Source organism: Bacillus sp. GM2, assembly GCF_056155945.1.
In genome coordinates this window covers 419,419-445,398 of the sequence record NZ_JBRKSZ010000007.1, presented here as the reverse complement: position 1 = coordinate 445,398, position 25,980 = coordinate 419,419, and the positions used below count along the sequence as shown (strand labels likewise).

The 25,980-nt window shown below is 48.4% G+C and carries 11 protein-coding genes, 20 tRNA genes, 3 rRNA genes, 2 pseudogenes and 1 riboswitch; of the genes and pseudogenes, 2 read left to right on the top strand and 34 right to left on the bottom strand.

Annotated elements, in window-relative coordinates; genetic code table 11:
* Window positions 1-10: 10 nt before the first annotated feature.
* From ACVC9U_RS03245 to ACVC9U_RS03225, 5 genes are all read right to left on the bottom strand, one after another.
* The gene (locus ACVC9U_RS03245) at window positions 11-1,447 is read right to left on the bottom strand and encodes an o-succinylbenzoate--CoA ligase (protein ID WP_441390120.1); all 1,437 of its coding nucleotides are present in this window, start codon (window positions 1,445-1,447) and stop codon (window positions 11-13) included.
* A gap of 77 nt (window positions 1,448-1,524) precedes the next feature.
* Window positions 1,525-2,343, bottom strand: coding sequence for a 1,4-dihydroxy-2-naphthoyl-CoA synthase (gene menB / locus ACVC9U_RS03240; RefSeq protein WP_020452693.1), 819 nt, complete (start codon window positions 2,341-2,343; stop codon window positions 1,525-1,527).
* A gap of 13 nt (window positions 2,344-2,356) precedes the next feature.
* On the bottom strand, window positions 2,357-3,178 hold the full coding sequence (menH, locus tag ACVC9U_RS03235) for a 2-succinyl-6-hydroxy-2,4-cyclohexadiene-1-carboxylate synthase (protein ID WP_075751857.1): 822 nt from the start codon (window positions 3,176-3,178) through the stop codon (window positions 2,357-2,359).
* Entirely contained in the window at window positions 3,166-4,908 is a 1,743-nt protein-coding gene (gene menD, locus ACVC9U_RS03230) for a 2-succinyl-5-enolpyruvyl-6-hydroxy-3-cyclohexene-1-carboxylic-acid synthase (RefSeq protein WP_075751856.1), read from the bottom strand. The genes menH and menD overlap by 13 nt, the downstream gene beginning before the upstream one ends.
* Window positions 4,905-6,329, bottom strand: a complete 1,425-nt coding sequence (locus ACVC9U_RS03225; RefSeq protein WP_075751855.1) for an isochorismate synthase — start codon at window positions 6,327-6,329, stop codon at window positions 4,905-4,907. Before ACVC9U_RS03225 ends, menD begins: the two co-directional genes overlap by 4 nt.
* A 268-nt stretch (window positions 6,330-6,597) precedes the next feature.
* Between ACVC9U_RS03225 and ACVC9U_RS03220 the strand changes: the two genes are divergently transcribed.
* Both ACVC9U_RS03220 and ACVC9U_RS03215 read left to right on the top strand, forming a co-directional pair.
* Window positions 6,598-7,530, top strand: coding sequence for a 1,4-dihydroxy-2-naphthoate polyprenyltransferase (locus tag ACVC9U_RS03220; RefSeq protein WP_441390119.1), 933 nt, complete (start codon window positions 6,598-6,600; stop codon window positions 7,528-7,530).
* A 106-nt stretch (window positions 7,531-7,636) separates the two neighbouring features.
* The gene (locus tag ACVC9U_RS03215) at window positions 7,637-8,395 is read left to right on the top strand and encodes a TraR/DksA C4-type zinc finger protein (protein WP_075752474.1); all 759 of its coding nucleotides are present in this window, start codon (window positions 7,637-7,639) and stop codon (window positions 8,393-8,395) included.
* 33 nt (window positions 8,396-8,428) lie between these two features.
* Here the strand turns inward: ACVC9U_RS03215 and ACVC9U_RS03210 are convergent.
* From ACVC9U_RS03210 to ACVC9U_RS03070, 29 genes and pseudogenes are all read right to left on the bottom strand, one after another.
* A pseudogene (locus tag ACVC9U_RS03210) lies at window positions 8,429-10,829 on the bottom strand (glycogen/starch/alpha-glucan phosphorylase).
* Window positions 10,816-12,270: a glycogen synthase GlgA gene (gene glgA, locus ACVC9U_RS03205; RefSeq protein ID WP_009329435.1), complete on the bottom strand. Its 1,455-nt coding sequence runs from the start codon at window positions 12,268-12,270 to the stop codon at window positions 10,816-10,818. Before glgA ends, ACVC9U_RS03210 begins: the two are co-directional and overlap by 14 nt.
* Window positions 12,267-13,295: a GlgC family sugar phosphate nucleotidyltransferase gene (locus tag ACVC9U_RS03200; RefSeq protein ID WP_441390118.1), complete on the bottom strand. Its 1,029-nt coding sequence runs from the start codon at window positions 13,293-13,295 to the stop codon at window positions 12,267-12,269. The genes glgA and ACVC9U_RS03200 overlap by 4 nt, the downstream gene beginning before the upstream one ends.
* Before the next feature lie 26 nt (window positions 13,296-13,321).
* Window positions 13,322-14,460 (bottom strand): annotated as a pseudogene (locus ACVC9U_RS03195) (glucose-1-phosphate adenylyltransferase).
* On the bottom strand, window positions 14,457-16,340 hold the full coding sequence (gene glgB / locus ACVC9U_RS03190; RefSeq protein WP_441390117.1) for a 1,4-alpha-glucan branching enzyme: 1,884 nt from the start codon (window positions 16,338-16,340) through the stop codon (window positions 14,457-14,459). Before glgB ends, ACVC9U_RS03195 begins: the two are co-directional and overlap by 4 nt.
* Window positions 16,341-16,524: 184 nt before the next feature.
* Window positions 16,525-16,596, bottom strand: a tRNA-Glu gene (locus ACVC9U_RS03185).
* A 12-nt stretch (window positions 16,597-16,608) separates the two neighbouring features.
* Window positions 16,609-16,699 (bottom strand) — tRNA-Ser (locus ACVC9U_RS03180).
* A gap of 1 nt (window position 16,700) precedes the next feature.
* Window positions 16,701-16,775: transfer RNA gene (locus ACVC9U_RS03175), tRNA-Asn, on the bottom strand.
* A gap of 6 nt (window positions 16,776-16,781) precedes the next feature.
* Window positions 16,782-16,858, bottom strand: a tRNA-Ile gene (locus tag ACVC9U_RS03170).
* Between the two features lie 12 nt (window positions 16,859-16,870).
* Window positions 16,871-16,944, bottom strand: a tRNA-Gly gene (locus ACVC9U_RS03165).
* Window positions 16,945-16,952: 8 nt separating this feature from the next.
* A tRNA-His gene (locus ACVC9U_RS03160) sits at window positions 16,953-17,028 on the bottom strand.
* Window positions 17,029-17,050: 22 nt separating this feature from the next.
* Window positions 17,051-17,126: transfer RNA gene (locus ACVC9U_RS03155), tRNA-Phe, on the bottom strand.
* A gap of 11 nt (window positions 17,127-17,137) precedes the next feature.
* A tRNA-Asp gene (locus ACVC9U_RS03150) sits at window positions 17,138-17,214 on the bottom strand.
* Between the two features lie 44 nt (window positions 17,215-17,258).
* Window positions 17,259-17,335, bottom strand: a tRNA-Met gene (locus ACVC9U_RS03145).
* Window positions 17,336-17,359: 24 nt separating this feature from the next.
* Window positions 17,360-17,452, bottom strand: a tRNA-Ser gene (locus tag ACVC9U_RS03140).
* 7 nt (window positions 17,453-17,459) lie between these two features.
* Window positions 17,460-17,536: transfer RNA gene (locus ACVC9U_RS03135), tRNA-Ile, on the bottom strand.
* Between the two features lie 5 nt (window positions 17,537-17,541).
* Window positions 17,542-17,615 (bottom strand) — tRNA-Met (locus ACVC9U_RS03130).
* A gap of 25 nt (window positions 17,616-17,640) precedes the next feature.
* A tRNA-Ala gene (locus ACVC9U_RS03125) sits at window positions 17,641-17,713 on the bottom strand.
* 6 nt (window positions 17,714-17,719) lie between these two features.
* Window positions 17,720-17,796, bottom strand: a tRNA-Pro gene (locus ACVC9U_RS03120).
* Window positions 17,797-17,804: 8 nt separating this feature from the next.
* Window positions 17,805-17,881, bottom strand: a tRNA-Arg gene (locus ACVC9U_RS03115).
* An 11-nt stretch (window positions 17,882-17,892) separates the two neighbouring features.
* Window positions 17,893-17,964 (bottom strand) — tRNA-Gly (locus tag ACVC9U_RS03110).
* A gap of 15 nt (window positions 17,965-17,979) precedes the next feature.
* Window positions 17,980-18,064, bottom strand: a tRNA-Leu gene (locus ACVC9U_RS03105).
* Between the two features lie 7 nt (window positions 18,065-18,071).
* Window positions 18,072-18,147: transfer RNA gene (locus tag ACVC9U_RS03100), tRNA-Lys, on the bottom strand.
* 81 nt (window positions 18,148-18,228) lie between these two features.
* Window positions 18,229-18,304 (bottom strand) — tRNA-Thr (locus ACVC9U_RS03095).
* Between the two features lie 15 nt (window positions 18,305-18,319).
* Window positions 18,320-18,395: transfer RNA gene (locus tag ACVC9U_RS03090), tRNA-Val, on the bottom strand.
* 717 nt (window positions 18,396-19,112) lie between these two features.
* Window positions 19,113-19,228 (bottom strand): 5S ribosomal RNA (gene rrf, locus ACVC9U_RS03085).
* 138 nt (window positions 19,229-19,366) lie between these two features.
* A 23S ribosomal RNA gene (locus tag ACVC9U_RS03080) occupies window positions 19,367-22,296 on the bottom strand.
* A 174-nt stretch (window positions 22,297-22,470) separates the two neighbouring features.
* Window positions 22,471-24,019 (bottom strand): 16S ribosomal RNA (locus ACVC9U_RS03075).
* The 16S, 23S and 5S rRNA genes sit together here, the layout of an rRNA operon.
* Window positions 24,020-24,547: 528 nt before the next feature.
* The gene (locus tag ACVC9U_RS03070; protein WP_075751223.1) at window positions 24,548-25,648 is read right to left on the bottom strand and encodes a GntR family transcriptional regulator; all 1,101 of its coding nucleotides are present in this window, start codon (window positions 25,646-25,648) and stop codon (window positions 24,548-24,550) included.
* A gap of 162 nt (window positions 25,649-25,810) precedes the next feature.
* A riboswitch (TPP riboswitch) is annotated at window positions 25,811-25,910 on the top strand.
* Window positions 25,911-25,980 lie beyond the last annotated feature (70 nt).

Here is a 25,980-nt window from a genome sequence, read left to right as displayed (position 1 = left end):
CGCTCCCCCTCTACAATTTATGTCTCATCACTTTATTTGAAGCATTTCTCGGCAGCCTATCGACAAAATGAAATGCTTTAGGCACTTTATATGAAGCAAGCCGTTCTTTGCAAAATTCGCTCAGCTCCTCTTCATCAACGGGGCTGTCGGCGACGAGATAGGCGTGGGGAACCTTTCCCCAAGTTTTGTCATCGACTCCTTTCACCCCCGCTTCCGCGACATTGGGGTGTGACAGAAGAACGGCCTCGACTTCAGCCGGATAGATGTTTTCTCCTCCTGATATGATTAAGTCTGAACGCCTGTCCAGCACATATAAAAATCCGTCATCGTCAAAATACCCGATATCACCGGTTTTAAACCAGCCGTCATTGAATGAGTCTTTATTTGCCGCCTCATTTTTCAAGTAGCCCTTCATAACGGTCGGCCCTTTTACGGTTATTTCACCATGTTCTCCGGGTTGGCATTCCGTTCCGTTCTTTTCGATTTTGATGCTTGATGCAAACAGCGGTTTGCCGGCTGAACCGAGCTTTTCAATCGAGTATTCCGGGGCGAGGGTCGCAATCTGTGAGCACGTTTCAGTCATTCCGTACGACTGTACGACGGGCAGCCGCTTTCTTTTGCATTCCTCAAGGAGAGAAAGCGGTGCTGGCCCTCCGCCCAATAACAGGCACCTTAATGATCCGGGGCAGCTGTCGACTTTTGCCGCAAGCCTCGACAGCATCGTCTGAACGACCGATGCAATCGTTACTTGCTGGTCTTTGATCGAACGAAGAACTTCTTCCGCGTCAAACCTTTGATGCAAAACGACAGTCATTCCGTAAATGACCGATTTAAAAAGCGCCGATAAGCCGCTGATATGGAAAAGCGGCAAGGCGATCAGCCAGCGGTCGTGTTCTTGGAGCCCCAAATTCAAGGCGGATGAAACCGCGCTGAAATAATGGTTTGCAAATGTCTGCATAACCCCTTTCGGCCGTCCGGTCGTTCCAGACGTATACATGATTGTTGCCGCATCGTCCAAATGAATGCTTTCGATTTCTGTAACCGGCGGGCAAGCGGCGTTTTGAACGTCTTCAATGTCAACAGCGCGAGCCGGCTGTCCCCCTCTATGCTCTTCTATGAAAGGCTTCTCTGTAAGCAATAGCTTTGCTTCAGAATGTTCAATTTGATATGATCGTTCGGCCATTGACAGCTTCGTATTCAGCAAAACGATGCGAACGCCGAGAAGAAAGCAGGCATGGACGGCGATGACCATCTCCATCCGGTTTGTGAGAAGTAAAGCCGCTGTATCCCCATTCTTCAGACCAAAGCTCTTCAGCCGGCCGGCCGTTTTTTTTGCTTCATGAAATAATTGAATAAAAGTCAGCTTGTGATCTCCCTGAATCACAGCCATCCTGTCAGGTGTCAGTTCTGCTCGCTGTTTAAGCCAATTCGGATGGTCCATCAGCATATCATCATCTCCAAAAAATGTCTTGAATGATAAAAGAAACAGCTCAGTCGCACCAAGCTGTTTCTCTCTTCCGATTTTTAAGGAAAACGCGGGAACTGTCCGAAATCTGGACGGCGTTTTTCTTTAAACGCATCGCGGCCTTCTTTCGCTTCATCTGTTGTGTAATAAAGCAGTGTCGCATCTCCGGCAAACTGCTGGATGCCGGCAAGCCCGTCCGTGTCGGCATTAAAGGCCGCTTTAAGGAATCTGAGTGCTGTCGGGCTTTTCTCAAGCATTTCTTCACACCATTGAATCGTTTCTTCTTCAAGCTTTTCAAGCGGTACAACCGTATTGACAAGGCCCATTTCCTTTGCTTCCTGAGCGTTGTACTGACGGCACAGATACCAGATTTCACGCGCTTTTTTATGACCGACGATACGCGCCAGATAGCCTGATCCGTAGCCTGCATCAAAGCTGCCGACTTTCGGTCCTGTTTGTCCGAAAATCGCGTTGTCTGCAGCAATCGTCAAATCGCATACGATGTGGAGCACATGGCCGCCGCCGATCGCATAGCCTGACACCATCGCAACAACAGGCTTCGGAATGACGCGGATCAGCCGCTGAAGATCAAGCACGTTCAGACGCGGAATCTCGTCTTCTCCGACATAGCCGCCGTGTCCTCTTACTTTCTGGTCTCCTCCTGAACAGAACGCTTTATCGCCGGCGCCTGCAAGGATAATGACACCGATATTGGCATCATCCCGCGCATATGCAAACGCATCGATCAGTTCCGAAACCGTTTTTGGACGAAATGCGTTATGTACCTCAGGGCGATTGATCGTGATTTTGGCGATGCCGTTATATGTTTCATATAATACATCTTCGTATTGACGTTCGCTTTTCCATTCTACAGTCATAGATGTGTACCTCCTACTTTAAAATAAATTCACTTACTATTTTACCAAAAAAATCGGGCTCTTCCACATGAACCGCATGACCGGTATGTTCAACAATCTCGAGGCGGGCGGTTGGAATTCGCTTTGCCATGCTTTCATTGATCGCGATAAATTTCCGATCCAGGCTCCCCGCAATGAGAAGCACCGGATAATCGATTCCGCTCAATCTGTTCCACCAGGACGGCTGTGATCCGGTTCCCATTCCGATTAAGCTGCCTCGAAGCCCGACCGGATTGTTGTTCAGACGTTCTTCACGCACTTTTTTTCTTTTTGAAGGGTCCATTGACAGCTGAGATGCAAACAGCGGAATGCCTTCCCAATAATCTACGAAAGACTCGATTCCTTCTTCAAGTATCCGGCTGCTGAGCCGGCTGTCCTGCTCCCTGCGCGCTTTTCTTTCTTCCGGCGAATCAAGGCCCGGGGAACTGCTTTCCAGCACAAGACCGGACACACGCTCCGGGTGAATCATCGCTACTGATAAGGCAAGCCGGCCGCCCATTGAATAACCGATAAGGTAAGCCTGTTTCACATTTAAACGGTCCAAAATCTCGATCAGATCGGCTGCCTGCTTTTCTGTTGTGTAGCGGCTGCTGTCTGCCGGCGAGTCTGTTCCGCCGTGTCCGAGCAGGTTCAGCTTGATCAGACGCAGCCCCTGAAAATAGCCGTCTATCCCGTCCCATGTTGCCGCACTTCCTGTAAAACCATGCAAAAACACCGCCGTTTTTTCCGCAGACAGGCCATTGTCTTCTATTTTATAGGAGACGCCGTCTTTCAGTGTCAATTTCAAAACGGCCACTCTTTTCTTATTTCATACATCGCGGAATCAAGTATTCGGCGATGCTGCTCCACACGATCATCGCGCTTCGTTTTCACCTCAATGATATCCAAGCCGCGGCGGTTGACGGAGGACAAATACGCATCGGCAAAATGAGCGGATGACTCAGGGCATACATAGCGTCCCCCATACAGCTTGGCGGCATGCTCGAATTCGAGCCCCGTCGGCGTTCCAAACAAGAGCTCGAAGTACCTTTCTTCAGCAGATTGGGGAAGAAAAGAGAAAATGCCGCCGCCGTCATTGTTGACGAGAACGACAGTCAGCGGAATGTCGAGCGTTTTGCTGACGAGGAGGCCGTTTAAATCGTGATAAAAAGACAGATCGCCGATGACAAGGGTTACCGGTTCTTTCGTTGCGGCATATATGCCCAGCGCAGTCGAGACAACGCCGTCAATCCCGTTTGCCCCTCTATTGGCGAAAATCCGGAAGGACCGTTCCTGATTTTCAAAAAATGTATCCGCATCACGGATCGGCATGCTGTTTCCGACAAACAGGGAGCTGTTTTCCGGAATCAAATGCTGCAGGTTCCGGTAGATATTTCCTTCAAAGGTAAGATCCTCAGCTTCAAGATTTCTTAAAAGAGCTCGGAAGCGGCAGTTGGCAAACCGCCATTTCTCCAGCCAGCTGCCTGATCTTTTTTCTGAATGGACAGCGGAAGCCGCAGCAGCCGCGAACTCTTCTTCTGCGCAATGCACCATATGTGCGCTGAGCTGAGTCGGGTCGCGCCACCCTCCATCTGGGTCAACAACGATTTGCCTGATGCTCGGATTTTGCTTTAGCAGCTGAAAAAGCGGCTTTGAAACCGGCATCGCGCCGAAGCGGATGACAAGCTCAGGCATGAGCTCCCGTTTCAGCTGTTCTTCTTTCAATAATGAATCGTATCCATCGATGATGGTTTCTTTTGAATGGCTGCCGTTTCTCAAGTTTGAGAGCGGGTCTGCCAAAATCGGATATCCCGCTGCCTGAGAGAGAGATACAATATGTGCTTTGGCGTCATCATCTTGCAGCTCTCCGCAGACGATCATGCCTTTTTCCGTCTCTTTGATCAGAGTGCTCAGCGCTTCAAGCTGATGCCGGTCAGCACGAAAGCGGCCGCTTTCAACCGCCACATGACTGCCGTTTCTCAACCTTTGAAACGGTTCATCCTCAAGGTTCGGCATGAGCGGCTCTCTCAGCGGAAAGTTGATATGCACAGGTCCGCGCGGCGCTTTTTTGGCTTCTCCGGCTGCGCGTGCTGCCAAAGAGCGGATGTACGCCAGCATTTCGGGATGACTGTCAGGCAAAGCCGAGTCTGTGAAAAACTTAACAAAGTTTCCGAATAAGAATTGCTGATCAATCGCCTGAGGTGCTCCTACTTCCCTCAGTTCATGCGGCCGATCAGCCGTTAAGATTATAAGCGGTATTCTTGAATAATGTGCTTCGATCACAGCCGGGTAGAAATTCGCCGCAGCCGTTCCGGACGTACAGATCAATGCGACAGGCTTCCGCATTGCTTTTGCCATGCCCATTGCAAAAAACGCAGCGGATCTTTCATCCACATGGATATGAACATTGATGTCCGGATGACTCGCGGCCAAAATCGCAAGGGGCGTCGATCTTGATCCCGGGCAGATGACCGCTTCTGTCACGCCTGCAAGAGAAAGCTCATCAATAAAATTCCCTATATATTTTGTAATTGGATTTTCAGTCAACGGATATCGCCTCCAAGTGCAGACAGCATCGGCTTCATCTTAATTTGCGTTTCTTCGTATTCCATATGAGGATCGGAATCAGCCACAACTCCGCAGCCGGCAAAAATTCTGGCCTCTTTTGAATCGATAAGTCCTGACCTGATCGCCACCGCGAATTCCCCATTGCCGGACATGTCGATCCAGCCCGTCGGTGCCGCATACCAGCCCCTTGACATCGGCTCCAACACCCTGATGACCTCAATCGCTTTTTGCTGAGGCGCTCCTCCGAGCGCAGGAGTTGGATGAAGCTTCTCGATTAAATCAAAAAGCGAGGACTCCGCATTGATTTTGCCGACAATCGGCGTATACAAATGCTGCACATTTTTTGTTTTGTACAGTCCCGGCTTGGCCGGCTTTTTGATATTGCTGCAATTTGACAATAGCGCCTGATGAATCATATTGACGACAATGTCGTGTTCGATAAGGTTTTTTTCATCGTTTAACAGCTCAAGACCGAGCATCCGGTCCTCCTGCTCACTTTCGCCTCTCTTGATTGAACCGGCAAGGCAGGTCGACAGCACGTTGTCTCCGTCTTTTTTGACCAGTCGTTCAGGTGACGCGCCGACAAAACTTTTGCCGTTTTCTTCAATAGCGAATATATAGCTCGTTTTTTGTTCAGACATCAGATTGAATAATACTCTGTGAAGTTCGACAGGCTGGTCGAACGTTAAAAGGATCTCTCTGGCGAGCACCACTTTATCGTATTTCCCGTTTTTAATGTCGTCTGTCGCCCGCCGAACCGCTTCAAGCCATTCAGGAACATCAAGCTCCTCCTTGGCAGTATATCGCGCATGACTGTTTTCGGGATAACGGGAATCGTCCGCCTTGATCAGCTGTGAAGCAGCGCTCTTTATTTCTTCAAGTACTTTGCGCACATCCTCTTCAGGAGCCTTCCATCTATTGACCGTTATGAACGTTTCCTCTCCGTCCTGTGTCAGCATAGCGGTAGGAATAAAAAAAGCGCCTTCCTGGTAGCCGTTCCAATGCTGCTTGCGATCTTCCAGCGGATCAAATGAAAAACCGCCAAACAGCAATGGCCCCACCGCTGCCTGACTCGTGCATTGATCTTCGTGGAAGTGAAAGGTTTTCTCTTTTAAGCGCTCCCATTTTTCATGTACAGCCTGATAACGTCCGGCATCCTTCAGGTCTGTGGAAACCAAAACTTCCTTTCCCAGTCCGACAAGCGTCAGTCCGCCGTCGGGATCAGACCAGAAGAACCGTTTCCCGGCAAATTGTTCTTCCCCATTTATGAAAAAGGAAAGAGCATCTATGCTCTCAATTTTTCTGGAATAACTTATTAAAACAGCATGGTTGACTTTTTTGACGATGTTTAATGCTTCAGGCGCTTCCCTTAGGAAAGTGCGCTGCACTGTTGTCACCATGATACATTCCTCCAAAATCCGTAAAATGCTTTTATAACCATACACCTGCGAACGGTATGTGTCAACAAAACGACACTTTATTAACAAGTGCCCTTCCCTATTATAAACGTAATCGGCCGATTGAAAAAGACAAGGTCATTTAATATTTTTGAATTGCTGGACGGCCGCTTTTTTTCTAACAATATCACCCATTATATTGACACCTTTTTTAACTTTTTCTAAACTTAGTATGGACGTGTACGTATTAAAACTAAAGGAGTCATACTATATGCAGCATCAATCACTTTCAGGGAGTGTTTCTGAAATAAAGCCGGAAAAATGGCGCGTATGGTGGATGTTAACAAGACCCCATACACTGACAGCCGCCTTTGTCCCTGTAACGCTCGGGACCGTAATGTCCCTTGAATCGGGAAAAATTGATATCTGGCTGTTTTTAGCTATGCTGGCCGCATCAATATTAATTCAAATCGGAACGAACTTATTCAATGAGTATTTTGATTTTGTAAGAGGACTTGATAATGAAAACTCGGTCGGCATCGGCGGTGCTATCGTCCGCTATGGAATGAAGCCAAAGACGGTATTATACCTGGCTTACGGACTGTTTGGAGCAGCCGTTTTACTCGGCCTGTACATCTGCGCTTCTTCAAGCTGGTGGCTTGCGCTGATCGGATTAGTATGCATGGCCGTCGGCTATCTTTATACGGGCGGGCCGTTTCCGATCTCCTATACGCCGTTCGGTGAAATTATGTCGGGCGTTTTTATGGGAATGGTCATCATTCTGATTTCATATTATATTCAGACCGGCGGGCTGACTTGGAACGTCTTTCTGATCTCCCTTCCGATTACGATTTTAGTCGGAGGCATCAATCTTTCCAATAATATCCGCGATTTGGTCGGAGATAAAGAAAACGGAAGGAAGACGCTGCCGATTTTAGCTGGAAGAAAAAATGCCGTACAGATTTTGAGCTGGGTTTTTGCTGTTTCCTATATATTGATCGGTATATACATCGGCTTTGAGATCGTTTCTCTGTGGAGCTGCCTTGTTCTTTTGAGCCTGCCGAAACCGATTAAAGCCATCAAGGAGTTTAAGGAAAAAGAAAAACCGGCGGAACTGATGGTCGCCATGAAATCAACGGCGCAGACGAACACCTTTTTCGGCCTTTTGCTCGCCATTGCCCTGCTCATTCAGTATATTTTTTAAAAAAGAGCCTTTACGGCTCTTTTTTTTGCTTTTATTTACAAGAAAGTTCTGTTTGAATTCGTTCATACTAAAAACGCGAGCACTTTAAAGAAACGAGGCGATGCATGTGCTAACAAAAGAACAGTTGACAAAACTAGAAAATGAACTGAAAGCCGGAAAAGAACAGATCGTCAGCCGCTTTAAAGAAAACGGACATTTTGGCATCGATGTGACGCACCCGTTCAACTCGACGGGCGATCTTTCGGCTTATGACAACCATCCGGGAGATGAAGGTACAGAACTGTACGAACGCGAAAAAGATCTTGCTCTTTTTGAACATGAAAGAGAGCATTTGCACGATATCGAACATGCTCTGGCTTTGATCGAAAAAGGAACATACGGCCGCTGTGAAGTATGCGGAAAGGATATCCCGTATGAAAGGCTGTCCGTACTGCCAACCGCAACGACGTGCAGCGAACATTCGTCAACCGTCTCCGTTTCAAAAGACCGTCCGATTGAAGAAGAAGTGCTGAACCCCCCGTTCGGACATTTTGAAAAAGACGAAGAAGACGAAAACGTCGCATACGATTCAGAAGACGCTTACCAGGACGTCGAACGTTACGGCAATTCTGAAACGCCTCAGGATCTGGCCGTTCCGCCGCTTTCATACAGCCAGATGTACATGGAATATGAAGAGCCGCTCGGATATGTCGAAGATTACGAAAACTATGCCGCAACAGACATTACCGGCAAAGAAGTAACCGTCTACCCGACGAAAGAACACGAAAAATATGAAGACCTTCTTGATGAAGAAGGCATCATGACCTCTTTCGGCGATCTCCCGGCTTATGAAAAGGACCCTTATACTGAAGATGAAGAAGACTAAGCCCCGCGGGTCAGGGGCTTAGCGTTTTTAAATTCAGCGGTGATACGGTTTAATTCCCCAAATGTCTTCCGCATACTCCCGGATCGTGCGGTCGCTTGAAAAGTATCCGGCATGCGCGATGTTTGTGACGGCTTTTTCGGCCCAAAGACGCTTATTCAAGTAGTCTTTTTGAATCCGTTCCTGCGCTTCAATATAAGAAGCAAAATCTTTTAAAACGAAGTATTCATCATTATAAGCGATCAGCGAGTCATAAATTGGCTCAAATTCGCCGGCTTCCCCTTCGAAAAAACCATTGATCAGCTGATCGGCCGTCTGTCTGATCCTCGCATCATGCTGATAGTATTCCCTTGATAGATAGCCGCCTTTTTCAGTGTAGTTCAGCACTTCATCCGCCTTTAAACCGAACGTGTAAATACACTCAGGCCCCACCCTCTCAAGCATTTCTATATTGGCACCATCATGCGTGCCGATCGTCAAAGCCCCATTGATCATGAACTTCATGTTTCCTGTACCGGAGGCTTCTTTGCTTGCCGCAGATATTTGCTCGCTGACATCTGACGCCGGAAAAATACGCTCGGCGGTTGATACCCGGTAATTTTCCAGAAAGATGACATTGATTGATTGTCTGACATCCGGATCATGATTGATTTTATCTGCGACTGAATGGATCAGCTTGATGACCTTTTTGGCATAATGATAAGTCGGCGATGCTTTTGCTCCGAAAATAAATGTTTGCGGATAAATGGCAAAGCCTTTGTCTTCCTTCAGCCTGTTGTACAAATACATGATATGGAGCACATTTAAAAGCTGGCGCTTATAAGCGTGGAGACGCTTGACTTGAACATCGAAGATGCTGTCAGGATTAATGGCGAAGCCGATGCTGCCTTTCATCATGTCTGCCAAAAGCTGCTTTCGTTCCCTTTTGATACGCTGAAACTTTTCAAGAAACGCGGAATCGCGCGCAAACGGACGAAGATCCAGGAGGCTTTCCGGTTCTTTCAGCCACCTGTCCCCTACCGCTTCAGTAATCAGATTCGCCAGCGGCGGATTTGCCTTTAACAGCCACCTTCTATGTGAGATGCCATTCGTTTTATTATTGAATTTAAAAGGGAAAACAGAATAAAAGTCGTTCATTTCCCGCTCTTTTAATATGGTTGAATGAATGTTGGCTACGCCGTTAACACTGTAGCTTCCGACAATCGCCAGATGGGCCATTTTCACTTCGCCGTGGGCGATGACGGCAAGCTTTTCGATCCTACCCCATTCACCCGGGTATTTTTCCCACAGCCAGCCGCAAAACCGCTCATTGATCTCCTCAATGATCATAAAAATTCTCGGCAGAAGCGGTTTAATTAAATCGATCCTCCATTTTTCCAGCGCTTCGGCAAGCGTCGTATGATTCGTATATGAGATCGTATGTACGGTAACATGCCACGCTTCATCCCACGTCATTTTTTCTTCGTCAAGCAAAATTCTCATCAATTCCGGCACCGCCAAAGCGGGATGGGTGTCATTGATATGGATCGCGACTTTTTGGTGAAAATCATGCAGTGACGGGTGAGTGTTCTTATAGCGTTTCACAATGCTTTGCAGGCTTGCCGATACTAAAAAATACTGCTGCTTCAAACGGAGAATCTTGCCTTCGTCATGCGTGTCATCCGGATACAGGCATTCAGATACAGCTTCTGTCTCGCGCTTATACTTCAAAATATTCGGTTCATGATGGAGCGAGCAAGGCTCCGCATTCCACAGCCGAAGGGTGTTGACCGTCTTGGTCTCATAGCCGATGATTGGGATGTCGTGAGGCACGGCTGTCATCACTTCCGCATCTTCCTGCCAAAAGCGGAGGCGCCCTCCTTCCTGCGCCATCTTGACCCGCCCGCCGAAACGAACACAAACAGCCTGATCGGCGTTGCGGATCTCCCATACGTAACCATGTTTGAGCCATTGTTCAGGCAATTCGACTTGATGACCGTCGACGATTTTTTGTTCGAAAAACCCATGCTTGTAGCGAATCCCCATTCCATGCCCGGGAAGGTCGAGCGAAGCCAGTGAATCCAAAAAGCACGCCGCGAGCCTGCCCAATCCCCCGTTGCCAAGGCCTGCATCCATTTCGGCCTCTTCGATGTCTTCAAGACAAATGCCAAGCTCTGAAAAGACCTTCTTGGACAACTTCACGAACCCCGAGATTGAGGAGGTTTTGGCCGAGCAGTCTGCCCAGGAGAAACTCAATCGATAAGTAATAGGTCTGTTTATTTTGGTTGGAGCGGCTCCTTTCATTGGTCTCGATCCAGTTTGCGCTGATATGTTCCCTGACCATGATGCCGAGCGTCTGATACTGGTCAAGCGTTGAAGAGTCCCGAAAGCTTTTTCCGCACAACCGTTCAACACGTTTCAAAAAGCATTGTTTAAAGCTTTCTTTACTTGAGAACATGCGCTTCCCCCTTTATCTCCCGGCTGTATAACCGCTGATACTGACGGGCTGACAAAGCCCAGCTGACATCATGTGTCATCGCTTTTTGAACGATCCTGCCCCACTCTTCTTTCCTGTGATAAAATGACAGTGCTCTTTTGATCGTATGCTTCATATCATGGGCGTTAAAATGGGCGAACGTAAAACCGTTGCCTTCACCGGTTGTTTCCCGGTAAGCGGTCACCGTATCATGAAGCCCGCCTGTTTCCCTGACAACCGGCACCGCGCCGTACCTGAGGGCAATCAGCTGTCCAAGACCGCACGGCTCGAATTTTGAAGGCATCAGGAAAAGATCGCTCGCGGCATAAATCTTGCGGCTGAGCGGTTCATGAAAACCGATATACGCCTTGCACCTGTCCGGAAAAGCATGCTCCATATAGCGGAAGTAATTTTCAAATTCCGCTTCTCCGGTTCCTAAAACGATCAGCTGCATGTCTTCTTCTTCAAACAGTTCATGCAATACCCGCTTGATCAAATCGAAGCCTTTTTGCTTCGTCAGCCTTGCCACCATGCTGATGAGCGGAATGTCTTCATTCACCGGCAGACCGAATGTCTTCTGGATCACAGCTTTATTTTTCCGTTTTCCGTCCCGGTTGACGGCATCGTAATGATAATCGATGTGCGGATCGTTTAAAGGGTCGTACAGCACATCGTCAATCCCGTTTAAAATGCCTGTCAGTGCATCCTTCTTGTCTGACAGCACCCCTTCAAGCCGCTCGCCGTAGTATGGAGTCAAGATTTCATCGCGGTACGTCGGACTGACCGTTGTCACCTGATCAGCGGCGATAATGCCGCCTTTCATATAATTAATGTTCCCATAAAACTCGAGCTTTTCGGTCGTGAAATGGGAAATATCAAGTCCGAGCAGGTCATGAACCGCTTCCTTCGGGAAAATGCCCTGAAATTGAAGGTTATGAATTGTAAATACGCTTTTCATGTGCTGATAGAACGGCTTTTTTCGATATTCTTCTTTTAATAAATAATTGACCATCCCTGTGTGCCAATCGTGGGTATGGATGACATCAGCTTCAAAATTCAGCGCGTATAGTGCTTCCAAAACAGCCCGCGAGAAAAAAGCAAACCGCTCTCCATCATCATAATGGCCGTAAAGGGAATCCCGATTAAAATAATACCCATGATCAAGAAAATAATAGGAAACTCCGTCATGTTCAAGGTGTTCAATGCCGCAAAACTGCCTGCGCCACCCGACGCGAACCTCGCATTCAGCCGTTTTAACCATCCGTCTTCTGACGTCTTCCGCAATCAAACTGTATTTCGGCATCATGACGACCGTTTCTATGCCTAAAAGGGCGAGCTCTTTCGGGAGCGCCCCGGCGACATCGGCGAGCCCGCCTGATTTAACAAACGGCACACATTCAGAAACAGCAAATAAGACTTTCAAGAGTTCATCAGCGCTCCTTGTATGGCTCCTTTTTTTAATATGAAAGGGAGGCTCATGGTGCCGGACATTTCGATATGATGGCCGATTTTGACGTCCTTGTCGCAGATGACGTGCTCAAGCCGGCAGTTTTCTCCGATCCTTGTTTTTTGCATGACAACGCTGTTTTTGATGGTTGTTCCTTTTCCTACGTGAACCCCTCTGAACAAGACCGAATTCTCAACCTCACCTTCGATTACGCACCCATTAGCGATAATCGATTGCTTTACCCTGCTGTTTTTAGCGTATTTTACAGGAGGATCGTTTTTTATTTTTGTGTAGACAGGCTGGCCCATATGAAAGACTTGCTCCCGAAACACAGGCTGGATGAGGTTCAAACTATGAAAAAGGTAGCTTTCGGGAGAGTCGATCACGGCGGTATACCCTGAATGCTCATAGCTGTTGACGGATAGCGAACCACGCTCTTTCCGGCAGACTTCCTCAAAAGATTGCGCTCCTCCGGCGCAATGCCCTTCAGCCATCTCCCTCAACAGACTTTTCTTCGTAATATACAAGCCTAAAGGCTTTCCTTCTTGACAAACTTCAGTCAGATCACACCCGGATTCAAGGTGCTGTTTGAGCACTTCTTGAAAAGGTATGTGACAGACCGTATAGCTGTTTGCCACAGCAGCATATGGCTGAGTGCTTCTTTGAAAATAATCGAGATGCTCCGCAAATTGCCGAAACGAACCAAGCCCGACGTGCTCATCATGGGGAATCGAAGACGGAAGAAAGAAAAGACCGTCCCTTTTCCTGTTTAAATCCCACTCTTTTCCCGATCCTAAATGATCCATCAAGGAACGATACGGAGACTTGGAAAATACAGCGACACTCCGAATGCCTGCATGAACCATGCCTGACAACGCAAAATCGATCAGCCGGTACCTTCCTGCAAACGGCACGGCTCCGATCGAACGGCCGGCCGTTAAATCCTGAAGAGAGTGCTGGTTAACAGCTGCATCAATAATTCCCAGCATTTGATTATTCATTGGCACCATCCGCCTCTCCGTGTTGTTTAAACAACCTTATGTTTTTTGACATATTCCTCTGTGATCAGCAGGACTTCGCCATCTTCCCCCTTCGCGCGAAAACCGTCCGGAATTCGTATTCCTGCCGATGCAATAGCATTTTCGATCTCAACATGCTCTCCAATTGAAACGTCATGCATCACGACTGAACGTTTAATCGCGGAATGTCTGCCGATTGCAACGCGCTGAAAGATAACCGAACGGGTGACAGCCCCATATACGGCGCACCCTTCGCTGATGAGCGATTCTTTGATGTCCGCCTGCTCGGCAACAAACTGCGGCGGTAGGTTCGGGGCGACGGAATAAATCCGCCAGTTCCGTTCGAACAGGTCAAGCAGAGGATGATCTCCAAGCAGATCCATATTAGCTTCCCATAAACTTCTGACCGTACCGACATCCTTCCAGTACCCTTTAAACGGATAAGCGTTCAGCTTCTTTTTTCTTCGAGAAGAGCCGGTATGATATCTTTACCGAAATCGTGGCTTGAGCCGGATTTTTTTTCATCGCGTTCCAACGCCTTTTCAAGCACGCTCCATTTGAAAACGTAGACACCCATCGATGCCAAGTTGCTCTTCGGATATTTCGGCTTTTCCTCGAAGCTTGTAATCTCCATCTTGTCATTGGTATGAAGGATACCGAAACGGCCGGCTTCTGCCCAGCTCACTTCGATGACGGCAATGGTGGCATCAGCCTGTTTCTCCGCGTGGTATTCGAGCATTTTTCCGTAATCCATTTTGTAGATATGATCTCCTGATAGGATGAGTACATGTTCAGGCTGAAGCTCTTTTAAAAAATGGCGGTTTTCATAAATCGCGCTTGCCGTTCCTTTGTACCACTTCACTTCCGACGCTTCCGCATAAGGGGACAAAATGGAGACCCCGCCGTCATTGCGGTCAAGATCCCATGGCTCGCCGATGCCGATATATGAGTTTAATAAAAGCGGTTGGTATTGAGTCAGCACACCGACATGATGAATTCCCGAGTTGGCGCAGTTGCTGAGGGCAAAATCAATGATTCTGTACTTGCCGCCAAATGGAACGGCCGGTTTTGCGAGGTTTTTCGTTAAGGCATTCAGCCTGCTTCCCTTGCCGCCAGCCAAAAGCATAGCCACACATTGTTCTTTCATCCCTTTTTCGCTCCTCTCTTTTTGACTGCTCTGAAAACCGCAGCTCCCAGCGGAGGGACTGTCATGCTGATGCTGTATGGTTTGCCGTGCAGAACGCCTTCTTTTGCTTGAAGGCGTTTCGGGTTGATTTGGTGTGAACCTCCGTATTTTGCATCATCGCTGTTAAGCACTTCGATATATTCGGTTTGAAAAGGGACGCCGACCCGATATTCGTGATAAACGGAAGGCGTAAAATTGCAGACGATAATCAGCGCTTCACCGGGCTGTTTTCCATAGCGGATAAACGATACAATCGACTGTTCCGCATTGTTGACGTCAATCCACTCGAATCCTTGCTGCCGATGATCATTTTCATACAGAATACGGCTTTTTTTGTAGAGGTGAAGAGCCTCCTTTGTAAACATCCGGGCCTTGCGGTGCATGTCAAAATCGTCCAAGAACCAATCGAGCTCTTCTTCGTCTTTCCATTCATCAAATTGAGCAAACTCACCGCCCATAAAGAGAAGTTTTTTTCCCGGGTGCAGCGTAAAATAACTGATCAGCAGGCGGTACTGGGCGAATTTCTGCCAGTAATCGCCGGGCATCTTATGAAGCAGAGACTTTTTGCCGTATACCACTTCATCGTGGGAGAACGGCAGGATGTAGTTTTCTGAGTAGGCATATATTAAGGAGAATGAAACAAGATGATGCAGGTGTTTTCTTTGTTCTGGGGAAGCTTCCATATAGGTTAATACATCGTTCATCCAACCCATATTCCACTTATAATTAAACCCGAGACCGCCTGCATAGGTCGGATGCGTCACAAGCGGCCAGTCTGTGGAGTCCTCAGCAATCATTAAAAAGTGGGGATCTTTTGCAAAAACCTGTTCATTTAAAGTTTGAATAAATTCGACGGCAAAGCCGTTCGCTTCAGGCTGAGGACGGTTTGGCCAATACAGGAGGTTTGCAACTGCATCGACTCGAAATCCATCTATATGATACATCTCGATCCAATACAACGCATTCGAGATTAAAAAACTGCGAACTTCTCGTTTTCCGAGGTCAAAATTGGCGGTCCCCCATTCCCAATTTTCCCTGTCATGCTCGTGTGTATATTCATACAGCGGCATACCGTCAAACAAATACAAGCCGTGGTCATCTTTGCAGAAATGGCCGGGAACCCAATCCATAATGACGCCGATCTCATGCTGATGGCACTGGTCGATAAAATACATCAAGTCACGCGGTTCGCCATATCTGCTCGTCGGACTGTAGTACCCCGTTGTCTGATAGCCCCATGAACGGTCAAACGGGTGCTCTGTCAACGGCATCAGCTCGATATGTGTGAATCCGTGTTCTTTGACGTAAGGAATGACTGTTTCGCTCAGTTCCCGGTATGTGAAAAAACGCCCATCCGCTTTCTTTTTCCATGAACCGACATGAAGCTCGTAGATGGAAATCAGTTTTTCATACACAGCTTTTTGCTGCTTTTTCTTTTGCCACTTTCGGTCGCCCCATGGGTATCCGTCCAATTGATAAGTGATCGATGCCGTTTTCGGCCTGACTTCAGAAAAAAAAGCATAAGGATCGGCCTTCAATTTTGTTTCATTTGCGGCTGTGATCATTTCATATTTATACAGCTCCCCTTCTCCGATGCCGGGGATAAACAGTTCCCATATGCCTTCCTGATGACGCTTCTCCATTTGATGCAGGGCACCGGACCAGCCGTTAAACGTTCCGGCGATTCGAACTTCCTTCGCATTCGGGGCCCAAACACAGAACCGAAAACCTTGGCGGCCGTCCTGTTCCATCTGATGAGCGCCGAAAAATCTGTAGCATTCATAAAGCCGACCTTCATGAAAGAGATGCACTTTAATATCCGAGGCACTCACATCAGCCATTGATTTCATCCTTTCTGCCACTATATTTAAAGATTACTCTTTTATTCGCATAATATGGCTTGATCCCTTACGTGAAAGCGCTTCTTTTTATTGACAAAGTTCAACAATATCCTTTTTGAACATTGACTGAAGTCATACAGGCATAAAAAAACTCCGCATCATAATGATGCAGAGTTTAACATGATGACCCGTACGGGATTCGAACCCGTGTTACCGCCGTGAAAGGGCGGTGTCTTAACCACTTGACCAACGGGCCTTATTGAAAAAATGGCGGAGAAGGAGGGATTTGAACCCTCGCGCCGCTTACGCGACCTACACCCTTAGCAGGGGCGCCTCTTCAGCCACTTGAGTACTTCTCCATGGCTCCGCAGGCAGGATTCGAACCTGCGACCGATCGGTTAACAGCCGATAGCTCTACCACTGAGCTACTGCGGAATATCATGGTGGGCCTGAATGGACTCGAACCATCGACCTCACGCTTATCAGGCGTGCGCTCTAACCAGCTGAGCTACAGGCCCATGATATGCAAATGGAGCGGGTGATGGGAATCGAACCCACGACATCAGCTTGGAAGGCTGAGGTTTTACCACTAAACTACACCCGCATTTCGCATGGGGCGGTTGATGGGAATCGAACCCACGAATGCCAGAGCCACAATCTGGTGCGTTAACCACTTCGCCACAACCGCCGCAATATATAAAATTGTAAAATGGTGGCTCGGGACGGAATCGAACCGCCGACACACGGATTTTCAGTCCGTTGCTCTACCAACTGAGCTACCGAGCCTTTATTTAAAATGGCGGTCCGGACGGGACTCGAACCCGCGACCTCCTGCGTGACAGGCAGGCATTCTAACCAACTGAACTACCGGACCATTTTGATTGCACCTTTCGGGGACTTCTCATTTAATGAGTAAATTGGTTGCGGGGGCAGGATTTGAACCTGCGACCTTCGGGTTATGAGCCCGACGAGCTACCGAACTGCTCCACCCCGCGATGATCAAAATAATGAAAGATATATGGCGGAGGAAGAGGGATTCGAACCCCCGCGGGCTTTGACACCCCTGTCGGTTTTCAAGACCGATCCCTTCAGCCAGACTTGGGTATTCCTCCGTAACAATGGTGGACCTTGTAGGACTCGAACCTACGACCGGACGGTTATGAGCCGTCTGCTCTAACCAACTGAGCTAAAGGTCCTTTAATAGCGGCGGAGGGAATCGAACCCCCGACCTCACGGGTATGAACCGTACGCTCTAGCCAGCTGAGCTACACCGCCATGGTGAATATTAAAGATAACAAAGTGGAGCCTAGCGGGATCGAACCGCTGACCTCCTGCGTGCAAAGCAGGCGCTCTCCCAGCTGAGCTAAGGCCCCAAATAATGGTCGGGAAGACAGGATTCGAACCTGCGACCCCATGGTCCCAAACCATGTGCTCTACCAAGCTGAGCTACTTCCCGTTATATAATGGCGCGCCCGAGAGGAGTCGAACCCCTAACCTTTTGATCCGTAGTCAAACGCTCTATCCAATTGAGCTACGGGCGCATAGATGATCAAGCGGAAGACGGGATTCGAACCCGCGACCCCCACCTTGGCAAGGTGGTGTTCTACCACTGAACTACTTCCGCAAAATAGATTGGCAATGCGGATGAAGGGACTTGAACCCCCACGTCTTTAAAAGACACTAGAGCCTGATTCTAGCGCGTCTGCCAATTCCGCCACATCCGCATGAAAATGGTGAGCCATGAAGGACTCGAACCTTCGACCCTCTGATTAAAAGTCAGATGCTCTACCAACTGAGCTAATGGCTCCAATACTGCAATGAAAGCTGAAGACTTTTTCGAAAGCTATCTGTCTTTTTTTAGCAACTTTTATATTGTATCATAAAATCGTGGTGCCGGCAAGAGGACTTGAACCCCCAACCTACTGATTACGATTCAGTTGCTCTACCAATTGAGCTACACCGGCCCATTCCAATATGAATGGTGGAGGATGACGGGATCGAACCGCCGACCCTCTGCTTGTAAGGCAGATGCTCTCCCAGCTGAGCTAATCCTCCTCGTCAGTTGTTCTCGATCTGACAAGGACTATTATATACGGGAATACACCCATTTGTAAAGGCTATATTAAAAAAATTTTATTTTCAGTTTATTCTATCACAACAGACGAATATGCATACTTCGTTCCGCTTAATCCGTATATTGCATCAAAAGCTTCAGAGCAACATTTATCCCTATGTACTGCTTATAAAATAGATTCTTCAGACGATCCGTGAATTCCTGTCTTGTTCCCATGGCAAATTTGTATTCGAATTGATTTCTCAAAACAATTTTAAGTCCTTTTCGAACGATAAGCAATGTAATTGGCTTCTCGACTCTCTCTATCCCAACTCTTAATAGCCAAGCGACGTGTTTTGAAAATGAGTGTTGTGCGGCTCAAAATATATGCATTCATTTGTCAATCCTCCAGCTACCTCAATCCCTCGAAATCCATTTGCCGGAACATGGCAGCATCCACTCTTCTATTTGCATGAGTTTTACTCCCTGGCTTCACTGATTTTATGCATGCCAACGTGCTTATTGGCTTCACTCCGCTTTAAAATTTGGATTTGAACACCCAGAACACGGGCCAGAGAAGATGAAGGCAGCTTGCCTATTCTTCACACTGTTTCGCGGAGCCTGAAGGGTTGAAATCGTCTATGCACTCCTTCCCTTCCGGTATATACAATCGAACAGCCGTAAAAAAGACCAGCTTATATAAGCTGGTCTTCTTAAGCGCTTGGCGGCGTCCTACTCTCACAGGGGGAAGCCCCCAACTACCATCGGCGCTGAAGAGCTTAACTTCCGTGTTCGGCATGGGAACGGGTGTGACCTCTTCGCTATCGCCACCAAACTATTTGCCTTCAGGACGAAGGTACTAGACGTTCCTCACAGGATGTGAGGGCGGCCTTTAGCCGAGTTTCCTTGCCTTTGGCTGTTGAGAGGTGTTCTCTCAAAACTAGATAACGGTCAGACGATTCACAAAAGTTTTTGGGTTAAGTCCTCGATCGATTAGTATCTGTCAGCTCCATGTGTCGCCACACTTCCACCTCAGACCTATCAACCTGATCATCTTTCAGGGATCTTACTTCCTTGCGGAATGGGAAATCTCATCTTGAGGGGGGCTTCATGCTTAGATGCTTTCAGCACTTATCCCGTCCGCACATAGCTACCCAGCGATGCCCTTGGCAGAACAACTGGTACACCAGCGGTGCGTCCATCCCGGTCCTCTCGTACTAAGGACAGCTCCTCTCAAATTTCCTGCGCCCGCGACGGATAGGGACCGAACTGTCTCACGACGTTCTGAACCCAGCTCGCGTACCGCTTTAATGGGCGAACAGCCCAACCCTTGGGACCGACTACAGCCCCAGGATGCGATGAGCCGACATCGAGGTGCCAAACCTCCCCGTCGATGTGGACTCTTGGGGGAGATAAGCCTGTTATCCCCGGGGTAGCTTTTATCCGTTGAGCGATGGCCCTTCCATGCGGAACCACCGGATCACTAAGCCCGACTTTCGTCCCTGCTCGACTTGTAGGTCTCGCAGTCAAGCTCCCTTGTGCCTTTACACTCTGCGAATGATTTCCAACCATTCTGAGGGAACCTTTGGGCGCCTCCGTTACTTTTTAGGAGGCGACCGCCCCAGTCAAACTGCCCACCTGACACTGTCTCCCTGCCCGATAAGGGCAGCGGGTTAGAAGGTCAATACAGCCAGGGTAGTATCCCACCGATGCCTCCACCGAAGCTGGCGCTCCGGTTTCCAAGGCTCCTACCTATCCTGTACAAGCTGTACCAACATTCAATATCAGGCTGCAGTAAAGCTCCACGGGGTCTTTCCGTCCTGTCGCGGGTAACCTGCATCTTCACAGGTACTATAATTTCACCGAGTCTCTCGTTGAGACAGTGCCCAGATCGTTGCGCCTTTCGTGCGGGTCGGAACTTACCCGACAAGGAATTTCGCTACCTTAGGACCGTTATAGTTACGGCCGCCGTTTACTGGGGCTTCAATTCGCACCTTCGCTTACGCTAAGCGCTCCTCTTAACCTTCCAGCACCGGGCAGGCGTCAGCCCCTATACTTCGCCTTACGGCTTCGCAGAGACCTGTGTTTTTGCTAAACAGTCGCCTGGGCCTATTCACTGCGGCTCTCTCGGGCTTGCACCCTAACAGAGCACCCCTTCTCCCGAAGTTACGGGGTCATTTTGCCGAGTTCCTTAACGAGAGTTCTCTCGATCACCTTAGGATTCTCTCCTCGCCTACCTGTGTCGGTTTGCGGTACGGGCACCTCTCACCTCGCTAGAGGCTTTTCTTGGCAGTGTGGAATCAGGAACTTCGCTACTATATTTCGCTCGCCATCACAGCTCAGCCTTATGGGAAACGGATTTGCCTATTTCCCAGCCTAACTGCTTGGACGCGGATATCCAATACCGCGCTTACCCTATCCTCCTGCGTCCCCCCATTGCTCAAATGGTGAGGAGGTGGTACAGGAATATCAACCTGTTGTCCATCGCCTACGCCTTTCGGCCTCGGCTTAGGTCCCGACTAACCCTGAGCGGACGAGCCTTCCTCAGGAAACCTTAGGCATTCGGTGGAGGGGATTCTCACCCCTCTTTCGCTACTCATACCGGCATTCTCACTTCTAAGCGCTCCACGAGTCCTTCCGGTCTCGCTTCACAGCCCTTAGAACGCTCTCCTACCACTGTTCGTAAGAACAGTCCGCAGCTTCGGTGATACGTTTAGCCCCGGTACATTTTCGGCGCAGAGTCACTCGACCAGTGAGCTATTACGCACTCTTTAAATGGTGGCTGCTTCTAAGCCAACATCCTGGTTGTCTAAGCAACTCCACATCCTTTTCCACTTAACGTATACTTTGGGACCTTAGCTGGCGGTCTGGGCTGTTTCCCTTTCGACTACGGATCTTATCACTCGCAGTCTGACTCCCAAGGATAAGTCTTTGGCATTCGGAGTTTGACTGAATTCGGTAACCCGGTAGGGGCCCCTAGTCCAATCAGTGCTCTACCTCCAAGACTCTTACCTTGAGGCTAGCCCTAAAGCTATTTCGGAGAGAACCAGCTATCTCCAGGTTCGATTGGCATTTCACCCCTACCCACACCTCATCCCCGCACTTTTCAACGTGCGTGGGTTCGGGCCTCCATTCAGTGTTACCTGAACTTCACCCTGGACATGGGTAGATCACCTGGTTTCGGGTCTACGACCACGTACTCATGCGCCCTATTCAGACTCGCTTTCGCTGCGGCTCCGTCTTTTCAAACTTAACCTTGCACGGGATCGTAACTCGCCGGTTCATTCTACAAAAGGCACGCCATCACCCGTTAACGGGCTCTGACTACTTGTAGGCACACGGTTTCAGGATCTCTTTCACTCCCCTTCCGGGGTGCTTTTCACCTTTCCCTCACGGTACTGGTTCACTATCGGTCACTAGGGAGTATTTAGCCTTGGGAGATGGTCCTCCCGGATTCCGACGGAATTTCACGTGTTCCGCCGTACTCAGGATCCACTCAGGAGAGAACGAAGTTTTGACTACAGGGCTGTTACCTCCTATGGCGGGCCTTTCCAGACCTCTTCATCTACCTCGTTCCTTTGTAACTCCGTACAGAGTGTCCTACAACCCCAAGAGGCAAGCCTCTTGGTTTGGGCTAATCCCGTTTCGCTCGCCGCTACTCAGGGAATCGCATTTGCTTTCTCTTCCTCCGGGTACTTAGATGTTTCAGTTCCCCGGGTCTGCCTTCTCATATCCTATGAATTCAGATATGGATACTGCTCCATTACGAGCAGTGGGTTTCCCCATTCGGAAATCTCCGGATCAAAGCTTGCTTACAGCTCCCCGAAGCATATCGGTGTTCGTCCCGTCCTTCATCGGCTCCTAGTGCCAAGGCATCCACCGTGCGCCCTTTCTAACTTAACCGTTAAAAAGAATCACTACGTGATATCTTGTGTTACTAATTGAATGTGATGTCTACTGTTATCTAGTTTTCAAAGAACACGTTTGAAGAATCAAATGATCCTTCAAAACTAAACAAGATCTAAACGCACCTGTCTATAAGACCGCAAGGTCTTATATTCCGTATAATATCCTTAGAAAGGAGGTGATCCAGCCGCACCTTCCGATACGGCTACCTTGTTACGACTTCACCCCAATCATCTGTCCCACCTTCGGCGGCTGGCTCCAAAAGGTTACCTCACCGACTTCGGGTGTTACAAACTCTCGTGGTGTGACGGGCGGTGTGTACAAGGCCCGGGAACGTATTCACCGCGGCATGCTGATCCGCGATTACTAGCGATTCCAGCTTCACGCAGTCGAGTTGCAGACTGCGATCCGAACTGAGAACAGATTTGTGGGATTGGCTTAGCCTCGCGGCTTCGCTGCCCTTTGTTCTGCCCATTGTAGCACGTGTGTAGCCCAGGTCATAAGGGGCATGATGATTTGACGTCATCCCCACCTTCCTCCGGTTTGTCACCGGCAGTCACCTTAGAGTGCCCAACTGAATGCTGGCAACTAAGATCAAGGGTTGCGCTCGTTGCGGGACTTAACCCAACATCTCACGACACGAGCTGACGACAACCATGCACCACCTGTCACTCTGCCCCCGAAGGGGAAGCCCTATCTCTAGGGTTGTCAGAGGATGTCAAGACCTGGTAAGGTTCTTCGCGTTGCTTCGAATTAAACCACATGCTCCACCGCTTGTGCGGGCCCCCGTCAATTCCTTTGAGTTTCAGTCTTGCGACCGTACTCCCCAGGCGGAGTGCTTAATGCGTTTGCTGCAGCACTAAAGGGCGGAAACCCTCTAACACTTAGCACTCATCGTTTACGGCGTGGACTACCAGGGTATCTAATCCTGTTCGCTCCCCACGCTTTCGCGCCTCAGCGTCAGTTACAGACCAGAGAGTCGCCTTCGCCACTGGTGTTCCTCCACATCTCTACGCATTTCACCGCTACACGTGGAATTCCACTCTCCTCTTCTGCACTCAAGTTCCCCAGTTTCCAATGACCCTCCCCGGTTGAGCCGGGGGCTTTCACATCAGACTTAAGAAACCGCCTGCGCGCGCTTTACGCCCAATAATTCCGGACAACGCTTGCCACCTACGTATTACCGCGGCTGCTGGCACGTAGTTAGCCGTGACTTTCTGGTTAGGTACCGTCAAGGTACCGCCCTATTCGAACGGTACTTGTTCTTCCCTAACAACAGAGTTTTACGATCCGAAAACCTTCATCACTCACGCGGCGTTGCTCCGTCAGACTTTCGTCCATTGCGGAAGATTCCCTACTGCTGCCTCCCGTAGGAGTCTGGGCCGTGTCTCAGTCCCAGTGTGGCCGATCACCCTCTCAGGTCGGCTACGCATCGTTGCCTTGGTGAGCCGTTACCTCACCAACTAGCTAATGCGCCGCGGGTCCATCTGTAAGTGGTAGCCGAAGCCACCTTTTATAATTGAACCATGCGGTTCAATTAAGCATCCGGTATTAGCCCCGGTTTCCCGGAGTTATCCCAGTCTTACAGGCAGGTTACCCACGTGTTACTCACCCGTCCGCCGCTGACCTAAGGGAGCAAGCTCCCGTCGGTCCGCTCGACTTGCATGTATTAGGCACGCCGCCAGCGTTCGTCCTGAGCCAGGATCAAACTCTCCATGAAGTTTGATAATGACTACGCACAACATGTGTGCGATTTATTTAATGAATTAACAGGTACGTTTTGTCTTGTTTAGTTTTCAAAGATCATTTCCGCCTCTCGAAGAAGCGACTTTACTAATATAACATTCTATCACTGTGAATGTCAACAACTTTTTTTAAAAGATTTTCGAAGTTGTTTTTATAAAGCCTCCTTTTTAGGGGCGGATACAAATATAACATCTATTTTCGTTTTACACAATAGCTTTTTTAAAAAAATAATAATCAAATGATTTTGACTCCGATGATTCCTGATTATCTCGACCAGCCGGCAATTGACGCCATTTATTTCTCCTTACCGCTTTCTTCTATATAAAGGTATACAGCGGTCTTTAAAAATCGATTTGCTAAAGCTGCACATGGGCCGAAGCTTCGAGGATGACATTAAACTCTCCGCTATCAGCTTTCACTTGAATAAAAAGCTCCTCATTCCGGAGCTTTTTAACAGGATATATTTTCATTCACGCTGGTTGGCGGATAAAGCTTATACAGCCTACCTTTTCAGCTTGGCGGTCGAATGTCTGACAACCAGTTCAGGTTTGTAGACGGTGGAATGCTCAAGCTGATCCGTGTTGCGTCCCTCAACTTTGGCAATCATCCATCTTGCCGCCTCAATCCCCATCTGCATTTTCGGATGGGTGACTGACGTCAGCTTCACTTCAGATGCCTCGCTCAAGTGTGAGTCGTCATATCCCACAATCGATATGTCTTCCGGCACCTTCAAACCGAATTCCCTCACGACATCCAACACCATAAGCGCGATCTCGTCGTTATAGCAGAATATAGCAGTCGGACGGTCTGATGAAGAAAGCCGCTTCCTGGTTTCAGCTATCGTTTTTTGTTTTTTGTTCTCTGTTGTGTACGTCACGACCATTTCAGGGTAAAACGACAAGCCGTTTTCTCTGAAAGCACGGATAAATCCTTTCATCCGGTTGGCGCCCTGCATATCGTCCTGTTTAAAGAAACCGAACACTTTTTCATGGCCGAGCTTAATCAAATGCTCCGTGGCGATAAAACCGCCGTGTTCATCATCCAAAATGAAATGGGGCGGATTTAACTCCTGATAAAATTGGTTGATCATCAAATACGGAATATGATGTTGTTCAAGCGTCAAATAGTAACTTAAATTCGGGTTAAAGCTTCCTGTTTTCGTCGGCTCCACGATCAACCCGGCAATTTTTTTGTCAAGCATATTCACAAGGCATTGTTTTTCTTTTTCATTGTCATTATTGGTGCTCGCGACGACAAGGGTGTATCCTTCACTGGACAGGGACGATTCGATTCCTCTTATAATAGAAGGAAAAATGTAATCCGAAAGGTAAGTCGTCATGACCCCGATCATCTTATTTCTTTCCCTTCCTTTTTCAGAAAGCTGAAGACGGTGGGAGCAATACGTCCCTGAGCCCTGCTCTCTGTATAAAAGCCCTTCATGAACAAGGTCGCCAATCGCTTGCCGGATCGTATGCCTGCTTACACCAAATATTTTCATCAATTCGTTTTCCGAATGAATTTTTTCGCCCGGCTTCACTTTGCCTTCATATATCCACGATTTAATTTTATTTTTCACCATGCTGTATTTTGTAAGTTCACCCATCAGATCAACCCTTTACTGATCTTGTACGTACGAATAAGTTCTATTATAAAGGAAAAGATGTTTGCCTTGCTACATATTGGAGGGTTTCAGCAAAAGTTTTTCGAAAAATTAGCTTGTCGTCCGTTTCTTTTTTTAGTATAGTAGAATATAACTAAATAACTTGATGACCACAAGGGGAGCCTCCGGGCTGAGAGTGAACGACCGTTCTGACCCTTCGAACCTGTTAGTTAATGCTGGCGTAGGAATGTGGCAAAGTCATTTCTAATTGCATCCAAAGCAGTGCGTGGAAAACTGTCCTACTCCTTCCCCGCATTGCTTTTTTTATTGGGAAA